General features: G+C 74.3%; 18 protein-coding genes. 4 read left to right on the forward strand and 14 right to left on the reverse strand.

The annotated features are described in order from the left end of the window. Window positions 1-24: 24 nt before the first annotated feature. Together ACIRG9_RS05875 and ACIRG9_RS05880 are read left to right on the forward strand one after the other, a co-directional pair. A complete protein-coding gene (locus ACIRG9_RS05875) occupies window positions 25-678 on the forward strand; it encodes a response regulator transcription factor (RefSeq protein WP_402850788.1) in 654 nt (217 codons plus the stop codon). Next, complete coding sequence (locus ACIRG9_RS05880) at window positions 659-1,741, forward strand: sensor histidine kinase (RefSeq protein WP_402850791.1); 1,083 nt, start codon at window positions 659-661, stop codon at window positions 1,739-1,741. The genes ACIRG9_RS05875 and ACIRG9_RS05880 overlap by 20 nt, the downstream gene beginning before the upstream one ends. Window positions 1,742-1,808: 67 nt before the next feature. Here ACIRG9_RS05880 and ACIRG9_RS05885 read toward each other — a convergent pair whose 3' ends face one another. The 7 genes from ACIRG9_RS05885 to ACIRG9_RS05915 all read right to left on the reverse strand — a co-directional run bounded on the left by ACIRG9_RS05885 (window position 1,809) and on the right by ACIRG9_RS05915 (window position 9,668). Then, on the reverse strand, window positions 1,809-2,654 hold the full coding sequence (locus tag ACIRG9_RS05885) for a DMT family transporter (protein WP_402850794.1): 846 nt from the start codon (window positions 2,652-2,654) through the stop codon (window positions 1,809-1,811). After that, window positions 2,651-3,379, reverse strand: coding sequence for a polysaccharide deacetylase family protein (locus ACIRG9_RS05890; RefSeq protein ID WP_402850797.1), 729 nt, complete (start codon window positions 3,377-3,379; stop codon window positions 2,651-2,653). The genes ACIRG9_RS05885 and ACIRG9_RS05890 overlap by 4 nt, the downstream gene beginning before the upstream one ends. After that, the gene (locus ACIRG9_RS05895) at window positions 3,376-4,587 is read right to left on the reverse strand and encodes a glycosyltransferase (protein WP_402850800.1); all 1,212 of its coding nucleotides are present in this window, start codon (window positions 4,585-4,587) and stop codon (window positions 3,376-3,378) included. Before ACIRG9_RS05895 ends, ACIRG9_RS05890 begins: the two co-directional genes overlap by 4 nt. A 45-nt stretch (window positions 4,588-4,632) precedes the next feature. Next, window positions 4,633-6,393 (reverse strand): lysylphosphatidylglycerol synthase domain-containing protein, encoded by a 1,761-nt coding sequence (locus ACIRG9_RS05900; RefSeq protein WP_402850803.1) that lies wholly within the window; start codon window positions 6,391-6,393, stop codon window positions 4,633-4,635. 165 nt (window positions 6,394-6,558) lie between these two features. Next, window positions 6,559-7,848: a D-alanyl-D-alanine carboxypeptidase family protein gene (locus ACIRG9_RS05905; protein ID WP_402850806.1), complete on the reverse strand. Its 1,290-nt coding sequence runs from the start codon at window positions 7,846-7,848 to the stop codon at window positions 6,559-6,561. 110 nt (window positions 7,849-7,958) lie between these two features. Next, window positions 7,959-8,378 (reverse strand): protein-tyrosine phosphatase family protein, encoded by a 420-nt coding sequence (locus ACIRG9_RS05910; protein WP_402850809.1) that lies wholly within the window; start codon window positions 8,376-8,378, stop codon window positions 7,959-7,961. 69 nt (window positions 8,379-8,447) lie between these two features. Continuing rightward, window positions 8,448-9,668 carry a glycosyltransferase family 4 protein gene (locus ACIRG9_RS05915; RefSeq protein WP_402850812.1) on the reverse strand — a complete coding sequence of 407 codons (1,221 nt, stop codon included), beginning with the start codon at window positions 9,666-9,668 and terminating at the stop codon, window positions 8,448-8,450. Between the two features lie 144 nt (window positions 9,669-9,812). On the opposite strand from ACIRG9_RS05915, the gene ACIRG9_RS05920 reads away from it, so the two are divergent. Beyond that, window positions 9,813-10,367 carry a low molecular weight phosphatase family protein gene (locus ACIRG9_RS05920; protein WP_402850815.1) on the forward strand — a complete coding sequence of 185 codons (555 nt, stop codon included), beginning with the start codon at window positions 9,813-9,815 and terminating at the stop codon, window positions 10,365-10,367. On the opposite strand, the gene ACIRG9_RS05925 is transcribed toward ACIRG9_RS05920, so the two are convergent. Further along, entirely contained in the window at window positions 10,348-11,799 is a 1,452-nt protein-coding gene (locus ACIRG9_RS05925) for a polysaccharide biosynthesis tyrosine autokinase (RefSeq protein ID WP_402850818.1), read from the reverse strand. The two genes, ACIRG9_RS05920 and ACIRG9_RS05925, sit on opposite strands and share 20 nt — an antisense overlap. A 463-nt stretch (window positions 11,800-12,262) precedes the next feature. On the opposite strand from ACIRG9_RS05925, the gene nhaA reads away from it, so the two are divergent. Then, window positions 12,263-13,612: a Na+/H+ antiporter NhaA gene (nhaA, locus tag ACIRG9_RS05930; RefSeq protein WP_402850820.1), complete on the forward strand. Its 1,350-nt coding sequence runs from the start codon at window positions 12,263-12,265 to the stop codon at window positions 13,610-13,612. Between the two features lie 25 nt (window positions 13,613-13,637). On the opposite strand, the gene ACIRG9_RS05935 is transcribed toward nhaA, so the two are convergent. From ACIRG9_RS05935 to egtA, 6 genes are all read right to left on the reverse strand, one after another. Then, on the reverse strand, window positions 13,638-13,853 hold the full coding sequence (locus tag ACIRG9_RS05935) for a hypothetical protein (RefSeq protein WP_402850822.1): 216 nt from the start codon (window positions 13,851-13,853) through the stop codon (window positions 13,638-13,640). A 255-nt stretch (window positions 13,854-14,108) separates the two neighbouring features. Beyond that, window positions 14,109-14,696, reverse strand: a complete 588-nt coding sequence (locus tag ACIRG9_RS05940) for a TMEM165/GDT1 family protein (protein ID WP_402850825.1) — start codon at window positions 14,694-14,696, stop codon at window positions 14,109-14,111. Window positions 14,697-14,922: 226 nt separating this feature from the next. Continuing rightward, the gene (gene egtD, locus ACIRG9_RS05945) at window positions 14,923-15,888 is read right to left on the reverse strand and encodes an L-histidine N(alpha)-methyltransferase (RefSeq protein WP_402850828.1); all 966 of its coding nucleotides are present in this window, start codon (window positions 15,886-15,888) and stop codon (window positions 14,923-14,925) included. Window positions 15,889-15,926: 38 nt separating this feature from the next. Next, window positions 15,927-16,673: an ergothioneine biosynthesis protein EgtC gene (gene egtC, locus ACIRG9_RS05950; protein WP_402850831.1), complete on the reverse strand. Its 747-nt coding sequence runs from the start codon at window positions 16,671-16,673 to the stop codon at window positions 15,927-15,929. Window positions 16,674-16,715: 42 nt separating this feature from the next. Then, entirely contained in the window at window positions 16,716-18,050 is a 1,335-nt protein-coding gene (egtB, locus tag ACIRG9_RS05955; RefSeq protein ID WP_402850834.1) for an ergothioneine biosynthesis protein EgtB, read from the reverse strand. Beyond that, a complete protein-coding gene (gene egtA / locus ACIRG9_RS05960; protein WP_402850836.1) occupies window positions 18,047-19,282 on the reverse strand; it encodes an ergothioneine biosynthesis glutamate--cysteine ligase EgtA in 1,236 nt (411 codons plus the stop codon). Before egtA ends, egtB begins: the two co-directional genes overlap by 4 nt. Between the last annotated feature and the right edge of the window lie 60 nt (window positions 19,283-19,342).

The raw sequence follows: 19,342 nt of genomic DNA on the forward strand, positions 1-19,342 counted from the left end.
GGGGGCACGGTGGGGCGAGTACTGGTGATCGAGGACGACGAGCGGATCGGACGGCTGGTCGCCCGGGCACTTGAGGGTGGTGGCCTGCTGACCGAGCGGGCGTCGTCCGGCACGTCCGGCCTGGACGCGGCGCTGCGCCGGGACTTCGACCTGGTGGTGCTGGACCTGATGCTGCCCGGTCTGGACGGCCGTCAGGTGTTGGACCGGCTGCTGGAGCGACGGCCCGAGCAACGCGTGCTGGTGCTCTCCGCGATACCGGAGATCAGCACCCGGGTGGCGGTGCTGGAGGCGGGCGCGGCGGACTTCCTCGGCAAGCCGTTCGCGGTCGCCGAGCTGCTGGCCCGGGTACGCGCCCGGATGCGCGGGGTGTCCGCCGGGGACGCGGGCCGGTGGCTGCGGGTCGGCCCGGTGCAGCTGGACCTGCACCGGCGCCAGGCCAGCGTGCACGGGGTACGCGTGGACCTGCCGCTGCGCGAGTTCCTGCTCTTGCAGCACCTGATGAGCCGGGCCGGCCGCCCGTGCAGCCGCGAGGAGCTGCTCGCCGACGTGTGGGGCCTGCACTTCGACCCGGGCAGCAACGTGGTCGACGTGTCGGTCCGCCGGCTGCGTGGCCGGCTGGACCGGCCGGACCGGATCGAGACGGTACGCGGTGTGGGCTATGCGTACGCCGTCGACTGACCGCCTACTGGCCCACGTCTGGATCGTCTTCGCCGCGATCAACGTGGCGCTGATGTGGTTCTTGCCCGGGCAGGAGACGGTGCCGTTCCACCTGGTCTGGATCAGCCTGGCCCTGGTCTACGGCTTCACCACCTGGCCGCTGTCCTGGATGGTGGCCGCGCTGGTGGCGGTGACCACCACGACCGGCGTGATCCTGGCCCACCACGCGGCCGTCGGCGAGATCCGCTGGGAGGAGACCGCCGAGGAACCGCTGATGGCGGTGATCTTCGTCGTGATGGCCTGGCACGTGCACCGCAGGCACGTGCTGCTGCACGAGATGCGCCGCATCGGCGAGGCCGAGCGGGACCGGGCGCACCGGCAGGAACTTCTGGTCCGGCTCGCCTCGCACGAGCTGCGTACGCCGCTGACCATCGCCCGCGGCTACACCGAACTGCTGCGTACCACCCACGACGACCCGCCGACCCTGGCGGACACCGCGGTGGTGCTCGACGAGCTGGACAAGGCGACCCGCATCGCGCACCGGCTGGTCACCCTGATGCAGCTGGAGCAGCAGCACCCGGTACGCCCGGTCGACCTGGACACCGAGCTGGCCCGGATCGCCCGGCGGTGGGCACCCACCGCCGACCGGGAGTGGTCCTGCCGGTCGGCGATCGGGCCGACCCGGGTCAACCCGGAGCGGCTGGAGGCCGCGTTGGACTGCCTGATCGAGAACGCGGTGAAGTTCACCGCACCCGGGGACCGGATCGCGCTGGTGGGCCGCCGGGACCCGGCCGGCTGGACGGTGGAGGTGATCGACTCGGGAGAGGGCATCCCGCCGGAGACCGTTTCAGACCTGCTCGCCGGGCGTCCCGGTCGTCCGACCGCCACCGGTACGGGTCTCGGCTGGGCCATCGTCGATGCGGTGGCCACGACGCTCGACGGTCGGATGACCGTCGGCGGCGGGCCGGGCGGCGGCACCCGGGTCGGGCTGTGGGTGCCGGAACCCGCCCCGCCCGGCCCGGCCCGCCCGGAACCGGTCCGCGCAGCGCCCGCAGATGGGCCGATCAGCCTGACCTCGGGCTGACCGGCCCGGCCGAACCGAGCACGTGCGGCGACCGGACCGAGTCCGAGCGCGTGGAAGGACAGCCGGCTCAGCGGGCCTTGCGCGGCGCGCCGGCAGCCAGCCAGACGCCTGCCACGATCGCAGCCGCCGCGAGCACGACGAGCGGGATCAGGTACCCGCTGAGCGAAAGCCTCTCGCGGAACGCGGTCACCCCGACGACCACCCCGGCCACCGGTTCGGTGAGGGTGAGCGCGGTCAGCGGAGCGGCGATCCGCCCGCTCTGGAACGCGTTCTGGTTGACCTGCACGCCGACCAGCGAGACCACCACCAGCGCCGCCAGCCGCGGGTCCGTGACCAGCGCGAACAGGTCGCCCTGGAACCGGGTCACCACCGCCTTGATCAGCGCCGCGGCCAGGCCGTACAGGATTCCGGTGGCCACGCCGAGCAGTGCGCCGCGGGCCGCGCCGGTGGTCGGCCGGGCCGCCGCCAGGCAGGCGGCCACCGCGCCGCCGGCCCCGGCCGACACCCACCACCACACGGCGGCGGCCGGGTCGTCGACCCCCGCCGACGGGGCGGCCGTGACCAGGAACGCGGTCAGACCCGCCGTGCCGAGCAGCGTCGCCACCAGGTCACGGCGTTGCACCGGCCGCCGGGACCAGACGGCCTCGATCAGGACGGCCATGAACAGCCCGGTGGCCATCAACGGCTGCACCACCGCCAACGGGCCGTGCCGCAGGGCCACGGCCTGGGCGAGGAGAGCCCCCGCGTTCGGCGTCCAGCCCAACTGCCAGGACCGGGTACGCAGCAGCCGCCACAGCAACCGCACGTCCCAGGCCCGCCGTGGCGGCTGCCGCTTCGCGGCCCGCTGCTGAATCGTGGTGGACAGCGCGTAGCAGAAGGCCGCGACGAGCGCGGTCACCACCGCGATGGTCATCGGGCCACGTTTCGGTGCCCGCCGAGCGGGCCGACGGTCCAGCCCCGGCTCCGGCACTCGGCCAGCAGCCGGGGCAGGGCGGCCAGCCCGGCGCGCCAGGCGCCCGACGCGGCGGTGCACGAGGAGTCGTGCAGCAGGATCGTGCCCCCGCCGGAGAGTCCCGCCTGGACGGTGTCGTACACCGTGTCGGCGGTGGCCGTGGCAGTCCAGTCCCGGCCCCAGCAGCTCCAGAGCACCGGCTCCAGCCCGAGCCGACGCGCCGCCACCAGGGTGGCGCCGGTCAGCAACCCGTACGGCGGGCGCAGGAACCGGGGCTTCCGGCCGGTCACGGCGGTGATCAGCGCGCGGGCGCGGGCCAGGTCGCGTACGGTGGCCGCCGGGCCGCGCAGCAGCAGGTTGTCGTGCCGCCAGCCGTGCACCGCCACCTCGTGCCCGGCGGAGACGATGTCCCGGCCGAGCTCGGGCGACCGCTGCAACATCACGCCGAGCAGGAAGAACGTGGCCCGGACCCGATGCGCGGCCAGCACCTCCAGGAACCCGGGCGTGGACTCCGGGTCGGGGCCGTCGTCGAAGGTGAGCGCGACCCGGTCCGGCGGGCCGACGCCGTGCAGCCCGGGGAAGAAGCGGCGTCGTACCGCCGGCAGCGCGGTCACCGCTGGCGCCAGGTGCAGCGCCGGCAGCGTCACCGCCGCGGCCCACCCGGCCCGGGCGGGACCACCGTTCACCACGGTCCGCCGGAGGACTGCAGCAGCGCGGCGACCACCGCGGCCGCGTCCCCGACCGAGTTGACGAGGGGCCGCCGGCCGCGCTCCTCGTCCCCCGCGCTCCCGGCCCGGCTCGCCGCCTCCGCGACGAGGCTGGCCAGGTCGAGCCACGGCTCGGCCGGGTCGACGCGGGTCGGCCGTCGGGGCAGCCGGGCGCCGCGCTCACCCCGGAGGCCGCCGGTCAGCGCCGTCAGGACCGGCCCGAGCTGGTCGCGATCGGGCACCCACCGGGTGAGGCCGGACCGGGCCAGGACCGAGGCGTTCGCCCGCCCGTGCCCCGGAATCGGGCGATAGGTCACCACGGGCACCCCGCAGGCGAGCGCCTCCTGGCAGGTCAGGCCACCCGCGTTCTCCACCACCACGTCCACCGCGCGCATCAGCGTCGGCATGTCGTCCACCCAGCCGAAGACGTGCGGGTGATCGGCCCGCAACTGCCGCCGCAGCGCCTCGTTGTGCCCGCACACCACCACCGGTCGTACGCGGGCGGTCGCGGCGACCTCCGCCACCGTGGCCTTGAGTTCCCCGGCACCCCAGGCACCCGCCACGATGAGGGCCAGCCGCTCGTCCGCGGGCAGGCCGAAGCGACGCCGGGCGTGCCGGCGGTCGACGGCCGCCGGGGCGGCGAAGGCCGGGGACACCAGCGGCTGGACCACGGTGACGTCGATGTCGTCCGCCGCGCTGGCCGGGTGCACCTCCGCGTGCCGCACCACGCAGTAGACGTCCACGCCCGGGGATTGCCAGGTGGGATGGAGGACGAAGTCGGTCACGTAGGTGATGAGCGGGACGTCCAGCCGCCCCTGCCGGCGTAACGGCCCGAGCAGCTGGTTGGCGAACGGGTAGGTCGTCACCACCACCCGGGTGTCCGCGGGGATGGCGCGCCGCATCCGGGGACGGACCGGCCGGAGCAGCATCCGGAGCACCGAAACGGAGAACCGGGACCGGTTGCCGAGCGCGAACAGCACGTCGTAGCCCCACGGCACCCACCGCAGGATGCCCCGGTACATCTCCTTGAAGGCCCAGTGCGCTGGGCGGGGCAGCACGTCCAGGAAGTTGAGCCGGTCCACCACGAAGCCCCGGCCGCGCAGCCGTCGCGTCAGCTCGGCGGCGGCCGAGTCGTGGCCACCGCCGACATCGGCGGAGACCACGACAATCCGTCCCGGGGATTCCATGTCGCGGCGCATACCCAGAGTCGTGCCGTCCACGCCGGGTGCCGGTCAGACGGCGCGTCGGCGCACCAGCAGACGAAGCGCCACGTACCCGGGCAGCACCGGCAGCCAGAAGGTGGCGAGCCGGTAGATCAGCACTCCGGCGACCGCGGTGCCCGCCGGGACACCGTAGAGCAGCAGGCCGGAGACCAGCGCCGCCTCGGTGGCGCCCAGCCCGCCCGGAGTCGGCGCGGCGGTCGACACCCCCTCGCCGAACACGGCCACCAGCACCACCGGAGCGAGCAGGCCCGGTTCGGCGGGCAGCCCGACGGCGAGCAGCGAGAACCAGAGCGCGGTCGCGTACGCCAGGGTGAGCGCCACCCCGACCGTCAACAGCCGCAGCACCCGCCCGCTGCGGGCCAGCGAGCGCAGCGCGTCGATCGACTGCCGGCCGGCGTGGCGGGCGCGGGCCCGCCAGCGGGGCGTGGCGATTGCGACGCCGGCCAGCACCAGCAGGCCGAGCCCGACGAGCAGCACCATCCAGCCCCGGCCGGCGGCCGCGGCGCGCAGGTGTTCCGCCGAGTCCCGCGCGAAGGGCAGCAGGGCCGGCAGCAGCAGGGCGACGGCGAGGAAGCCGGCGGCCCGATCGACGGCGACCGTGGTGGCCGCGACCGGCAACGGCAGGCCCTGCCGGCGCAGATAGCGCAGGCTGAGCGCGAATCCACCCACGGCGCCCGGCGCGACCCGGTTCACGAATCCGGCTGCCACCTGCACCGACACGGTGGTGCCGAAGGGGATCCGGCCGGCTGCCGCGAGGCGCAGCGCGAGGGCGCTGAGCGGATACGTGGCCGCGGCTGCCAGCAGGGTGCCCGCCACGGCTGCCGGATCAGCGTGTCCGAGCGCCCGCACCGCCAGGGTGAACTGGCCGTACTCGACCTTCAGGAAGTACCCGAGGACGCCGAGCATGGCCAGCAGGAACAGGCCCCGGCCGGTGAACCGGACGACCCGGACGGTACGCACGGGACGGCCCGGGCAGCGGTGGGCGATCTCGGCGCGAAGATCGTCGAGCAGGCCCGGCCGGGCGGCCGGCGTGTGCCGGGCGGGCCGGGACAGCAGCGCGGGTTGCAGCCAGGGCAGGCTGTCGGCCACCGCCGCACCCCCCAGGTGGTCGACGGCGGCCGCGACGGTCTCGCGTACGCCGGCCAGCCCGGCCAGCGTGACCAGTGGCTCCACCAGGTCACGGGCGAGCTGCTCGGGGCTGGCCCGGTCGGTGCCGGCGGCCAGCGCGACGAGCCGGGCCGTGGAGTCGGTCACCAGCACGTTCGCGCCGCGCAGGTCGCGGTGGGCCAGCCCGGCCCGGTGCAGCAGCGCGACCTGCCGCCAGACGTCGGCGAGCGCGTCCGCGCCGAGTTCGCCCCGGTGAAGCGTGTCCAGCGGCCGGCCCGGCACGAACTCCTCGACGATCAGACCCTCCCCGGCCGGGCCGGCGTCCTCGGCCAGCAGTGGCGGCACCCGGGCTCCGCCCCGCCGGGCGAGCCGCAGCAGACGCGCCTCGTGCCCGGCCTTCCCCGCCGCGCTGGCGTACGCCGGCCGGTGGTCGAGGTGGCGGTAGCGCAGCCGCCTACCCCACCGGCGCAGGCGTCCCGCGTCCCGCTGCCGGCCGGCGGACAGCTTCACGAACAGGTCGCGACCGTCGGTGGTGGTGACCCGCCACGGGTGCGACCCGCGATCGTCGCCGGGCAGCGGCGCGACGGCGCGTACCGGCACGCCCCGGTCGGCGAGGAGCTGGCGGACCCGCACGGCGGAGCCGGCCCCGCCGCTGTCCCGCATGCTCCGACCATAGGGCGATTCCGGCGTCCGCCGGGCGGCAACGGCAGGTCCGTCGGGCGACGACGCGCACGTGGCCGGCCGGCGATCTGAGCCGCTCCGCCCGCCCGCAGGACGCGCCCCGCGTGAATGCCGGGCGCGGCGGCGGCCGAGCGGCCGGGGCGGGCGCTAGGCGCGGCGGCGGCCGACCGGGCGGGATCGACCACGGCGCGCGGCCAGCGCCGCCACGAGACCGCCGACGGCGAGGGCGAGGATGCCCGCGGCCGGCAGGATGATCCGCCAGTCACCGTCGGCCATCCGGCGCAGCGCGGTTCCGGCCGGCCCCTGCCACTGTGCGGACGGGGTCGGCGTGGACCCGGCCGGCGAGGTGCCCGGGTCCGCCTCTGCCGTGTCCTGCTCGCCGGGTTCGACCAGCCGGCCGACCGAGGCGTCCCGGGGCAGGGAGAAACCCCAGTCGAGCAGTTGGGCACCCTGCTGCCAGCCGCGTACCGGGCGGGCCTCGGCGCCGAGCAGGGTCACCACGAGGCGGCGTCCGCCGCGCTCGGCGGCGCCCACATAGCTGTGCCGGGCCAGTTGGGTGAAGCCGGTCTTGCCGCCCAGGGCGCCCTGGTAGTTGTAGATGAGCTTGTTCTCGTTCTGGATCTGGAAGCCGCCCTTCTTCAGGGCCGGCTGGGCCGGAATCTTGGTGTTCTCGGTCAGCGTGTAACGGCGGAACAGCGGGTTGTCGAAGCACACGCGGGCGACGAGCGCCATGTCGTACGCGCTGGTGAACTGTCCCTTCCCGTCCAGGCCGGACGGGGTGACGGCGTGGGTCTGCCGGGCGCCGAGCCGGCGGGCCTCCTCGTTCATCGCCTGCACCCCGCCGGGCACGCCGTCGGCACCGCCGCCGAGGCGGGCCAGCACGTTGGCGGCCTCGTTGCCGGAGTTGAGCAGCAGCCCGAGCCACACCGTCTCGACGGTGTACTTTCCGCCGACGAGCAGGCCGACGGCCGAACTGCCCGGTTCGATCTTCAGGTCGTCGCGGGTCACGGTGACCACCTGCTTCGGGTCGAGCCGGGGCAGCATGGTCGCCGCGAGCAGCATTTTCTGGGTACTGGCCGGGGTGCCGTACTCGTGCGGGCCGCAGGCGCCCAGCACGGCGCCGGTGTCCAGGTCGGCGACCAGCCAGCTCGTGGCGGTCACGGCCGGCGCCGCGGGTGCGTCCTCCGGCACCACCAACCCGGGCGTGTCCAACGCCTCGCCACCGACCACCCGGTCCTCCGCCACGTTCGGCGGCGGCACCGGTCGGGGCGGGCGGGACACCTTCGGTGCCGGTGCCTTCGGGCAGGGCATCGGAGCCCGGGCGGCCGCCGCGGCGGGTACGGCCCGAACACCTGTTCCCGCCGGTGCGGCGTGCGCTGCGGTCCCGGTGCCCAGTAGGACGGCGGCGGTGAGGGCGGCCAGAACCCGAGCATCCATGGACAGGGAGACTAACCCGCATGATCGCCGGGGGTGACACCGGCGGGACCCGCCACGCCGGGGCCGCCGGCCGATCACGTGGGGTCACCGACCGATCATTCGCGGCGCTTTCAGCGCAGCCGGCGCAACCACCGCCGCTGCCACGGGGTCTCCACGGCGCGCGGGTGGTAGCGGGCGCGCACCCAGGGCACCGCCTGCTCGGGCGCCACCCCGTCGAGCACGGCGAGGGCGGCGAGCGCGGTGCCGGTGCGGCCGATGCCGCCCCGGCAGGCGACCTCCACCCGCTCCCCGGCGTACGCCCGGCGCCACGCCTCGCGAAGCGCGTCCAGCGCGTCGGCGGGATCGCTCGGCACCAGAAAGTCGGGCCAGCGGATCCGGCGGTACGGCCAGGGCGGAGTCGGTTCGGGGGCCAGGAGCAGGGCGAAGTCGGCCGGCGTGGCCGCAGCGGCGAGCCGCCGCCCGCGTACCGTCGCGCCGCCGGGCAGCACGACGAGGCCGGTCCGGTCCGTCCACGGCTGCCCCGCGCTCATCCGGACATTGTGCCGCCTCCCGGCCATCGCGCGCCTGAGGTGACGCGGGATCCAGGGCGGGTCGTGGCATCAACGGCGCCGGCGGCCGGACCGCGAGGTGACGTCCTGCAGCATCTGCTCGATCCGGTCGACGCCGGCCCGCAGCGACATCTCCCGCAGGTAGGCGTCGCGCCCCCGCCGGCCCATCTCGGACCGGGCGGGCGGTGGGATCGCCGCGGCCAGCCAGAACCGGTCGGCCAACGCGGCCCAGTCCTCCGGCGGGCAGGAGAGCCCGGCCCGGGCCCGCTCCACCACCGCCACCGTGTCTCCGCCGGCCGACGCGACCACCGGGGAGGCGCAGGAGAGCGCCGCCTGCAGCTTCCCGGGCACCATGCCGCGCAGCTCCGGCAGGTCCCGCAGCATGACGAGCTGGTAGTCGGCCGCCGAGTAGAGCTCCGGCATGTCCAGCGGCGACCGCCGTTCGACGAATCGGACATTGTCCGCCCGCAACTCGGCGGCGAGCCCCCGCACCCGCCGCTCCTCGGCTCCCGAGCCGACCAGGACCAGGTCCATCCGGTCGCCCAACGCCGCCGCCGCGCGTACCGCGGTCTCCAGGCCCTGGCGTACGCCGATCGTCCCGGCGTGCATGACCACGCACCGGTTGTCCCGGCGGATCAACCGCCGGGCGGCCCGGCTCGGCTCGGTCGGCCGGAAGATCCGCTCATCGGTCCAGTTGAGCACCACCTGTACCCGGTCCTGCTCGGCGCCGCCGGAGGCCACCAGGTCCCGCATGGACGGCGCGCTGACCGCGATGCCGTCGGCCTCCTGGTAGATCCGGCGCAGGGTGGCGCCGAGTCGCCCGGAGAACCGGTGCGCCTCACCCGTCCGGGCCTGGTTCTCCTCCGGCCAGACGTCCTGCACGTGCAGCACGGTCGGCACCCGGCCGAGCAACCGGAGCAGGCCGGCCGCGGCGAAGGTGACCGCCGGAAGCTGGAAGACGTACAGGGCGTCCACGTCGCCGAGGTAGCGCCGGCCGGTCAGGGCCACGCTGCCGGCGAAGGAGAGCCAGCTGGCCATCCGTGAGCCGTCGCCTCCGGCGTACCGGGGAACCCGGCGGACGGTCAGCCGTTCGCTGTGGGTCTGGTGCCGCCAGCGCTGCCGCCAGCCCGGGTAGACGTGCCCGCCCGGGTAGTCGGGGAAGCCGGTGAGTACGCGCACCTCGTGGCCTCGGGCGGCCAGCTCCTCGGCGAGGCTGCCCGGGATGAACGCCGGTTCCGGCGGGAAGTGGTACGACAGAATGCCGATCTTCATGGTCGGGCTCCCGGCACGGCCGCACGACGCCCGACCGGGCGGACCCCGTACGATGCTCGCAACCCCTCCGCGTCCGGCCGCGACCGCCGGAACAGCGCCGTCGCGGCGATCCGTCCCGCGACCGTGCCGACGAGAGGGGTGCAGATGGTCGACGGGGTGCTCTTCGTCTGCCACGCCAACATGTGCCGGTCCCCGATGGCGGAGTACATCACCCGCCAGTTCCTCGCCGACCTGCCGGTCACCGTGGCGAGCGCCGGGACCGACGCCGTCGACGGGGCGCCCATGCACCCGTACGCGATCGAGGTCGCGGTCGGGACCGGCGCGGACCCGACGGCCTTCCGCACCCGCCGGCTGCGCCCCGAGCACCTGACCGGGGCCGCGCTGGTGCTCGCCGCGACCCGTCGGCAACGCTCCGTCTGCACGGCGCTGGCACCGGCCGCACTGCACCGGACCTTCACGCTGCGCCAGTTCGGCCGGCTGGCCGCCGCGGCCGAGCCGACCGGATTGCGCAGCCGGTCGCCGCTGCGCAGCGCGGTCGAGGCGGCGGCCCGCGTCCGGGGGCGGCTGCAACCCGCCGCCCCCGACACGGACGATCTGAGGGATCCGATCGGTGGTTCACCGGTCGACTTCCGGCGCTGCGCCGAGGAGATCGAGCGGTCCATCCGACCCGTGCTGGCGCTCATCGGGACAGCCGGGTGAGTTCCTGAGTGCGGTCGCCGCCCCTGGCGGACTCGCCGCGCCGGGCGGCTCGGGCCCGATCGGTGGGCACGGACGGCGCGGGCGGCACCACCACCTTGTACGCCTCGTACTGGTGGGCGTCCGCCTTGGCGACCTTGGCCATGTTGAGCACGCAGCCGAGCAGGCGCACCGAGACGGAGTGGAGCGCGCGGGCGGCGGCGGCCACCTGACTGCGTGAGGTCCGCCCCTGCTGGGTGACCAGCAGCGCGCCGTCGGCCTGCACGGCCACCACCACACCGTCGGTGACGGCGAGCAGCGGCGCGGTGTCGATGACCACGATGTCCGCCGACTCCCGCAGGGCCACCAGCAGATCCGCCATCGCCTTGGACCCGAGCAGCTCGCTGGGGTTGGGCGGGGTGGCGCCGCTGGGCAGGACCAGCAGTGACTTCTCGCCCCACCGTTGCACCACGTCGCCGACCTGGACGTCGCCCACCAGCACGTCGGTGAGGCCCACCCCACCGTCCAGGCCGAGGTAGTCGGCCACCTTGGGCCGGCGCAGGTCGGCGTCGATGAGCAGCACCCGCCAGCCGGCCTCGGCCAGCGCGATGGCGGTGTTGCAGGCCATGGTGGTCTTCCCCTCGCCCTGCAGCGCGCTGGTGACCGCGATGACCCGGGCCGGCTCGTTGACGTCGACGAAGCGCAGGTTGGTCCGCAGTTTGCGGACCGCCTCGGCGCGCGACGAGTTGGCCGCCTCGCCGACGATCAGCGGGGCCGACTTGGCGCCGGCCTCGAACGGGATCTCGCCGAGCAGCGGGCTGCCGGTCACCCGCTGGAGCGCGGCCGCGTCCCGCATCCGGACGTCGGCCAGCCCGCGCAACACGGCCAGTCCCGCGCCGAGCAGCAGGCCCACCAGGCCCCCGAGGACCAGGTTCTTGACCGGCTGCGGCGACACCGGGCTGGTGGTCACCCGGGGACCGCTCACCACCTCGATCTTGATCGGCGGCGACTTGCCGTCCGGGGGCGTCTCCACCTTCTGCACCAGCTCGACGAACTTCGCGGAGAGCACCTCGGTGGTCTTCAGGGCCCGGGCCTGGTCGGTGTCGATGAAGGTGGCCTTCAGCAGGACCGTGCCGGCCTCGGTGGAGGTGCTGATCCGGCTCCGCACCTGGTCGGCGGTGAGGCCGGGCGGGCTCTCCGACACCACGCTCTGCGCCAGCCGGTCGCTGGTGAGCAGGTCGGCGTAGGACTTGACCCGCTGCTGGAGGAAGAGGCCGCCCTGGTTGGCGTCGGTGACGCCCTGGCCGGGCGTGGTCACGAAGAAGGTCACCGAGGCCTGGTAGCGGACCGGGGTGCGAACGGTGATGAGTGCGGCGGTCCCCAGCGCGAGCATCACGGTGATCAGGACGATCCACCAGTGCCGTCGGACCAGGCGCAGGTAACTGAGAACGTCCATCACGTTCCCCCTCGCGACACGCCGACCAGCCGATGAAACTGCACGTAACCCCCCTAAAACGCCCACTACACGTGTCAGGATCTAAAACGCCTTATTCATCACTGTAAGCACCATGACGAACGTAAACGACAAGAAGCGCATAGACGGCCTAAATCCTCCAATTCGGGATGGGCACGCAGAGAGCAACGATGGATCACGAGGCCCTCGCCGCCGAAAATGCCGCTCGACCTCGTGACCGGGTCACCCCGCCGCGCAGCCACCCTCTCCCTGTTAACGCTGGACACCGCTGGGTGGTGCGGGGGATTTCTGGGGGCGGCCTGGGACGCGCCCCGCCAATGAGGTAGGCGGGGACCCGTACGTCGATGCGCGGCGCCGCCGCCGGTGCGGATAGGCTCGGAGGTGGTGTGCCGGGAAGTCTGGTCGGCGATGGTTCCGACAACTCGACGTCCCGAGGTGACACCGCATGGCCAACCGCACCCCCGAGCACCTGCTCTCCCGCCGGTCCTGGCCGGAGGCGCGATTTCTGGCCGACGTGCTACGCACGGAGACGGTCGGTGGCGGGCTGCTGCTGCTCGGCGCGGTGATCGCCCTGATCTGGGCCAACTCGCCCTGGCGCGCCGGGTACGCCGCCGTCGCCGGCTGGGTGCCGTGGCCCGGTGGCGCGGCGCTGCACCTGGACCTCGACCTGGCCGCCTGGGCCGGCGACGGACTGCTCGCGATCTTCTTCTTCGTGGTGGGCCTGGAACTGAAGCGCGAGTTCGTCGCCGGTGACCTGCGGGACCCCCGACGGGCCGCGTTGCCGGTGGTGGCCGCCCTGGGCGGCATGGCGCTGCCCGCCGTGTGCTACGTCGCGGTGACCCTCGCCGCGGGCGGGACCGGACTGCGCGGCTGGGCCATCCCCACCGCCACCGACATCGCGTTCGCGCTGGCCGTACTCGCCGTCGTCAGTTCCCACCTGCCGCAGGGCCTGCGCGCGTTCCTGCTCACCCTCGCGGTGGTCGACGACCTCTTCGCGATCATCATCATCGCGGTCTTCTACACCGCCGACTTCCACGTCCTGCCGCTGCTCGGGGCGCTCGTGCCGATCGCCGCCTTCGCCCTGCTGGTGCGGCGGCGCCGGCTCTGGTGGTGGGCGCTCGTGCCGCTCGCCGTGCTCGCCTGGGGCCTGGTGCACGCCTCCGGGGTGCACGCCACGGTCTCCGGGGTGCTGCTCGGCTTCACCGTGCCGGTGCTGGCCCGACGAGGCAACCGACCGGAGCCGGCCGGGCGGGGCGACGGACCGACAGCGGCCGGGCGGGGCGACGGCCCGGGGCTGGCCGAGCGGCTGGAGCACCGGTGGCGCCCGGTCTCGGCCGGCCTGGCGGTGCCGGTCTTCGCGTTCTTCGCCGCAGGCGTGTCGCTGGTCGACGTGGACCTGGCCGGCGTGCTCACCGACCCGGTGGTGCTCGGGGTGGGCGCCGGACTGGTGCTCGGCAAGGCCATCGGCGTGTTCGGCTCGACGTTCCTGCTCGCCCGGTTCACCCGCGCCGAACTCGACGAGGACATCACCTGGGCGGACCTGTTCGGGCTGGCGCTGCTGGCCGGCATCGGCTTCACCGTCTCGCTGCTCATCGGCGAGCTGGCCTTCGGCGCCGGCAGCCCCGAGAACGACCGGGTGAAGGCGGCCGTCCTGCTCGGGTCACTGGTCTCCGCCGCGCTCGCCTCCGGCGTGCTGAGACGACGCAACCGGGTCTACCGACGGATCTCGGAACGGGAGAGCCGGGACTCCGACGGCGACGGCGTGCCGGACGTCTACCAGGAGGAGTCCTCGTAACGCGACCGACGGGCGGGTACGCGGGTCAGCGCCGGTGTTCGGCCGTACGCTCCTGCTCGGTCTCCTCCGGCTCCTCGGTCTCCTCCTCCACCGCCTCGGCGTACGGCTCCATCAGGTCGTCACCGGGCACTGCGACCGCGTCGGCCTTGTCCTGCTCGTCGGCGCGCCCGCCGGGCGGTGGCTCCGGCGCTGTGGGGTCACCGGCGAAGCCGTACTCGTTGGGCTCGTCGTGCCTGCTCATGCGCTGAGACCTCCCGCTCGTGGCCGTGTTCGCCTCACGTGGGTCACGCTATGCGCTGCTCTGCTCCGCCGCAGCGCGCCGGAGATGTTCATACCCGGGCGCGGCGGGCACGATCATCGGCGCCGGGCACCGCTCACGGTTCCGCCACCCCGCCCGCCCCGGGGCCGGGCCGGGGCGGGGCGGGGCGGGGCGGGGCGGGGCGGGGCGGGGCGGGGCGGGGCGGGGCGGGGCGGGGCGGGGCGAACCCGCGCGGGCTCAGGTCAGCTTGGCGACCGCATCGAGGATCAGCCAGAGGCCGGTGACGGCGAACAGGACCGCGGCGCCGTACCGGATGAACTTCTCGGGCAGGTGCCGGCCGAGCAGCCGGCCCACCATGATCGCCAGCGCGTCGGCGGCCACCATGCCGAGGGTCGAGCCGAGCCAGGTGCCGAACCAGCCGTACTTGGTGGCCAGGGTGATGGTGGCCAGCATGGTCTTGTCGCCCAGCTCGGCCAGGAAGAACGCGACGCCGACGGCGATGACGGCGTTGCGGCTGCTCTTCTCCGCCTTACGCTTCTCCTCCTCGGTGAGCTTGTCGCCACGCAGCGTCCACGCGCCGAAGCCGAGGAAAGCCACGCCGGCGATGAGCGAGATCCAGCTGGTGGGCAGCGTGGCGTGCAGTCCGTACCCGATGCCCACCGACGCCAGGTGCACGATCGCGGTGGCGACGGTGATGCCGATGAGCACCGGCACGGTCTTGAACCGCGTGGCGAACGTCAGGGCCATGAGCTGGGACTTGTCACCCAGCTCGGCAACGAAGATGACGCCGAAGCTGACCAGCAGCGCGACGAGAAAACCGTCCATCTGAACCTTCCCGATCAAGCCGGGAGGAGGTATGGGGTGCCCTCGACCCGGCTGCGACAGCCTGAGTCGAAGGTCTCGCCCGCCCCGAGCCGGGGCCGCGTGGCCGGATGCGGAACGCATCAGTATGTCGACCACGACATTGGGGGCTACTCCCCTTCGCACCGCCCAGCCTAGCCCACTCCCGGGCCCGGGAGTCCGCGGGGGAACCGCCCGCCCGGCGCGCCGCTCAGTCGGCCCGGGCGAGGGTGACGCCGAACAGCCCGTCGGGGTCGGTCCAGAACGCCTGCCGATCGAACCCGGCGTCGGCCAGCTCCGCCGCTATCCCCTCCGGCCGGAACTTCGCCGAGATCTCGGTACGCAGTTCCTCACCGGCGGCGAACTCGACCGCCAGGTCCAGCACCTGCACCCGCATCGGGTGTCCGGCGCGCAGGCGCATCTCGATCCACTCGTGCTCCGGGTCCCAGACCGCCACATGGGCGAACGCCTCCGGGTCGAAGTCGGCTCCCACCTCCCGGTTGATCACGCGGAGCACGTTGCGGTTGAACTCGGCGGTCACCCCGGCCGCGTCGTCGTACGCGGGCACGATCACCTTCGGGTCCTTCACCAGGTCGGTGCCGATCAACAGCCGGTCGCCGGGTTCCAGGGCGGCACGCATGGCGGTGAGGAACTCGGCCCGCTCCACCGGGAGCAGGTTGCCGATGGTGCCGCCGAGGAACACCACCAGCCGCCGGCCGCCGGTGGGCAGCCGGTCCAGCTGCCGGGTGAAGTCACCGACGATGCCGCGTACCCGCAGGCCGGGGTATTCGGCGGCGACCTGCCTGGTGGACTGGCGCAGCGCGCTGACCGAGACGTCCAGCGGCACGAACGTGCCCAGCTCGCCGTGCCGGGTGAAGGCGTCCAGCAGCAACCTGGTCTTCTCCGACGAGCCGGACCCCAGCTCGATCAGCGTCTTCGCGCCGGTCAGCTCGACGATCTCGTCCGCGTGCTCGGCCAGCACGGCCCGCTCGGCCCGGGTCGGGTAATACTCCGGCAGCCGGGTGATCTCCTCGAAGAGTTCACTCCCGCGAGCGTCGTAGAACCATTTCGGCGGCAGCCACTTCGGCTGCGCCGTCAGCCCGAACCGGACGTCCTCCCGCAGGCCGCGGCCGAGGTCCTGCTCCTCCAGGTAGATCTCCAGTGGCTCCGCGCTCATCAGCTGTCCCTTCTGCCTCAGAATTGGAAACGTCCGCGTCAGCCGACCACCAGGTCCCGGCTGTGCGCCCCGGTCGCGGTGGCCACCACCAGCCGGCCGTCCGGCACCGCCCGCCAGCCCGGGTCCTCGTCGAGGGGTTCCGAGGCCAGCAGCACCGACTCCGGGGTACACCGCAGCGACAGCGCGTGCCCGACCACGCTCGCCACCACGGTCTCGCCGTCGGTGAGCAGCAGGTTCAACCGCGAACCGGGGGCCGCCGCGGTGACCGCCGCCACGGTTTCGGCCACCGCGACCGCCGGGTCCTCGCCGGCCCGCAGCCGGTGCCGGACCAGCGCCCAGAGCAGCGCCGCGTCGGTCGGCGCGTCCAGCGTCAGCAGGTCGCGGAGCGGCAGTTCGGCGGCGAGCGGCACCACCGCGTCCGGCCAACCCCGGACCACCCCGTTGTGGCTGAACAGCCAGCGCCCCTCGGCGAACGGCGCGGCGGCCGCCTCCTGGACCGGCATGCCGACCGTGGCGGACCGGACGGCGGCCAGCACCGCACCGGCGACCGTCACCGCGGCCAGCTCCGGCAGGGTGGTGTCGCTCCAGAGCGGCTGCGCCCGCCGGTAACGCACCGGGACGCCGCCGCCCGGGTACCAGCCGACCCCGAAGCCGTCGGCGTTGATCGTGCCGCCGCCGCGCATGTCCCGCGGTGCCCAGGACTGCCGCAACAGCCCGTACGGCGGGTCGTACAGCAGGCTCCACAGGCTGACCGGCGGACCGAGATACGCCAGGTGGCGGCACATCAGCCAGGGCCGCCGCTCACACCGCCGCCTCGCGGCACCAGCTCACACCGCCTCTTCCGGACGGGCGTCACGGGCGCAGCGGAAGCCGCTGAAGATCTGCCGGCGGATCGGGTAGTCCCAGTTGCGGAACGTGCCCCGGCAGGCGGCCCGGTCGGTGCCGAAGGAGCCGCCGCGCAGCACCGGGTAGTCGTCGCCGAAGAAGACCTCCGAGTATTCCCGGTAGGGGAACGCGACGAAGCCCGGATGCCCCCGGAACGTCGTCGAGGTCCACTCCCAGACGTCGCCGACGAGCTGGTGCACGCCCAGTGGCGACGCGCCCGCGGGATACGCCCCCACCGGCGCCGGCCACAGGTGCCGCTGGCCCAGGTTGGCGTGCTCGACCGTCGGGTCCCCGTCGCCCCACGGATAGCGCCGGGACCTGCCGGTCGCCGGGTCCCAGCGGGCCGCCTTCTCCCACTCCGCCTCGGTGGGCAGCCGCTTGCCGGCCCAGGCCGCGTACGCCTCCGCCTCGTACCAGCAGACGTGCACCACGGGCTCGTCGTCGCGTACCGGCGACCACCGGCCGAACCGGCGGTACGCCCAGCCGTCGCCGTCCCGCCGCCAGTGCATCGGCGCGCTCAGCTCGGCCTCGACGCGGTGCCGCCAGCCCGCCGTGCTCCACCAGCGCGGCTCGTGGTACCCGCCGTCGGCGATGAACGCCCCGTACTGCCCATTGGTGACCGGCGTCGCGTCGATCGCGTACGCCGGCAACTCGACGGTGTGCGCGGGGCGTTCGTTGTCCAGTGCCCACGGGTCGGTCGAGGTGCCCATGGTGAACGGACCGGCCGGGACCAGCACCTCGCCGGCCACCCGGACGCGCGGCTCGGGCGGCGGCGGGGCGTCCAGCACCGGCACCCCGGCACGCAACTGGTGGGTGGCGAGCATGGTCTCGTCGTGCTGCTGCTCGTGCTGCACGATCATCCCGAACGCGAAGCCGTCCTCGACCAGCCTCCGGTCGGTGAACCGGATCCCGTCGAGCAGGTCGTAGACCTTGTCCCGCACGGTACGCACGTACGCCCGCGCCTCGGCGGGGGGCAGCAGTGGCAGCGACGGGCGGTCCCGGCGCGGCTGTTTGAACGCGTCGTACAGGTCGTCGATGTCGTGGCGCACCGGCTCACGGCCGCCGACGTCGCGCACCAGCCACAGCTCCTCCTGGTTGCCGACGTGCGCCAGGTCCCACACCAGCGGCGACATCAGCGTCGAGTGCTGCCGCAACAGGTCGTCGTCGTCCACCGCGTCGGTCAGCAGGGCGGTGCGGGCCCGGGTGCGGTCCAACTCCGCCGCGATCCGGCTGCGCAGCCGTTCACTGTCCGTACCCGTGCTCTCGGTCGTGGTCACCGGTGCCTCCTCTCCACGGCGACGCGGCGCCGCCGGATTTCTCGGCTCATCTCCTCGTGGCTTCCGGCCGGCAGGTCCAGCCCGGGCAGGGCCGCCAGGGCGAGTTCGAACAGCGCCGCCGCGGCGTCGGCGAGCGGTCCGTCGGCCAGGCCGCACCGGGCGGCGGCGTGCCAACGGTCGGCGACCGGCGCGGCGACGGCCAGCGCCTCCCGGGTGGTGGCCGGGTCGGCGAAGATCGCCGCCAGGACCGCGAGCGGCACAGTCCACTGCCGGCCCGGTTGGGCATCCAGGTAGCGGATCTCCAGGTAGCCGCGGGGGCGTACCGGCGGGAAGAGGGTGCTGACGTGATATTCCAGGTCGTCGGTGGTCGGCGGGTGCGGCAGCGCCCCGGCCAGCCAGTCGGCGAAGGTGACGCCCGCCGGCGGGGTCCAGTCCGAGCCGTCGTCGCGTACGCAGAGCAGGGGTGCGGCGAGCGCGTACTCGGTCCAGGCGGCGACCGGGTCGCGGTCGGACCGGGTGGGCGACCAGACCGGGGCCGTCCGGGCCGGGTCGATGGCCAGCCAGGCGGCCATCCGGGTGGAGGCCCATCCGGTACGCCGGCCGGCGTGGTGGTCCGCGGTGGCGAAGGCGGCCAGCAGCGGCGGCCCGACGGCGTGGGCGGCGGCCCAGCGTTGCGCCGACCGTTCCGGCTCCCCCGCGTCGAGGCAGACCTGGAGGCCGGCGGTGCTGTACATCATGGCGCGACCGGCCAGGCCACGCCGGTCGAAGACGCACCGCATGGCCCGGTAACGGGGCGTTTCGACCACCGGAAGCGGGGCCCGCCAGGGATCCATCCCGCTCTGGCCGAGGACGAGACCGCCGGTGCGCAGTGCGGCGGTCAGTTCGGCGATGTCGGCCTCGGTGGCCAGGATCAGCGCGGCGACCGAGGTTCGCGGCGCGGAGGAGATCTCCACCTGCCCGCCCGGCTCCACGGTCACGGCGCCGCCGTGCCGGAGTCTCTGGGCGGGGCTGGTGGGATCGATGGTCACGGGGCTGTGCCGCCCCAGCGCCCGGCACAGGCGCTCGCGGTCGACCGGTCGGGTCGGATCCGCGGCGTCGTGCACGGTCCATTCCAGCTCGACACCGGTCAGGGTCGGCGGGCCGGTCTTGAAGCAGATCCTGGCGAGGTACCTGGCCGCGGCGGCCTCGTCCCGTAGGACCATGGCCTGGTCCAATTCCGGCGACATCACCAAGAGACGGCTCCTCTCTCCGGGTGGCGGCCACCGCGTCGACCGAGACGCGCACGGTTACCA

The sequence above is a fragment of the Micromonospora sp. NPDC093277 genome (assembly GCF_044765245.1).
Classification (GTDB): Bacteria; Actinomycetota; Actinomycetes; order Mycobacteriales; family Micromonosporaceae; genus Micromonospora.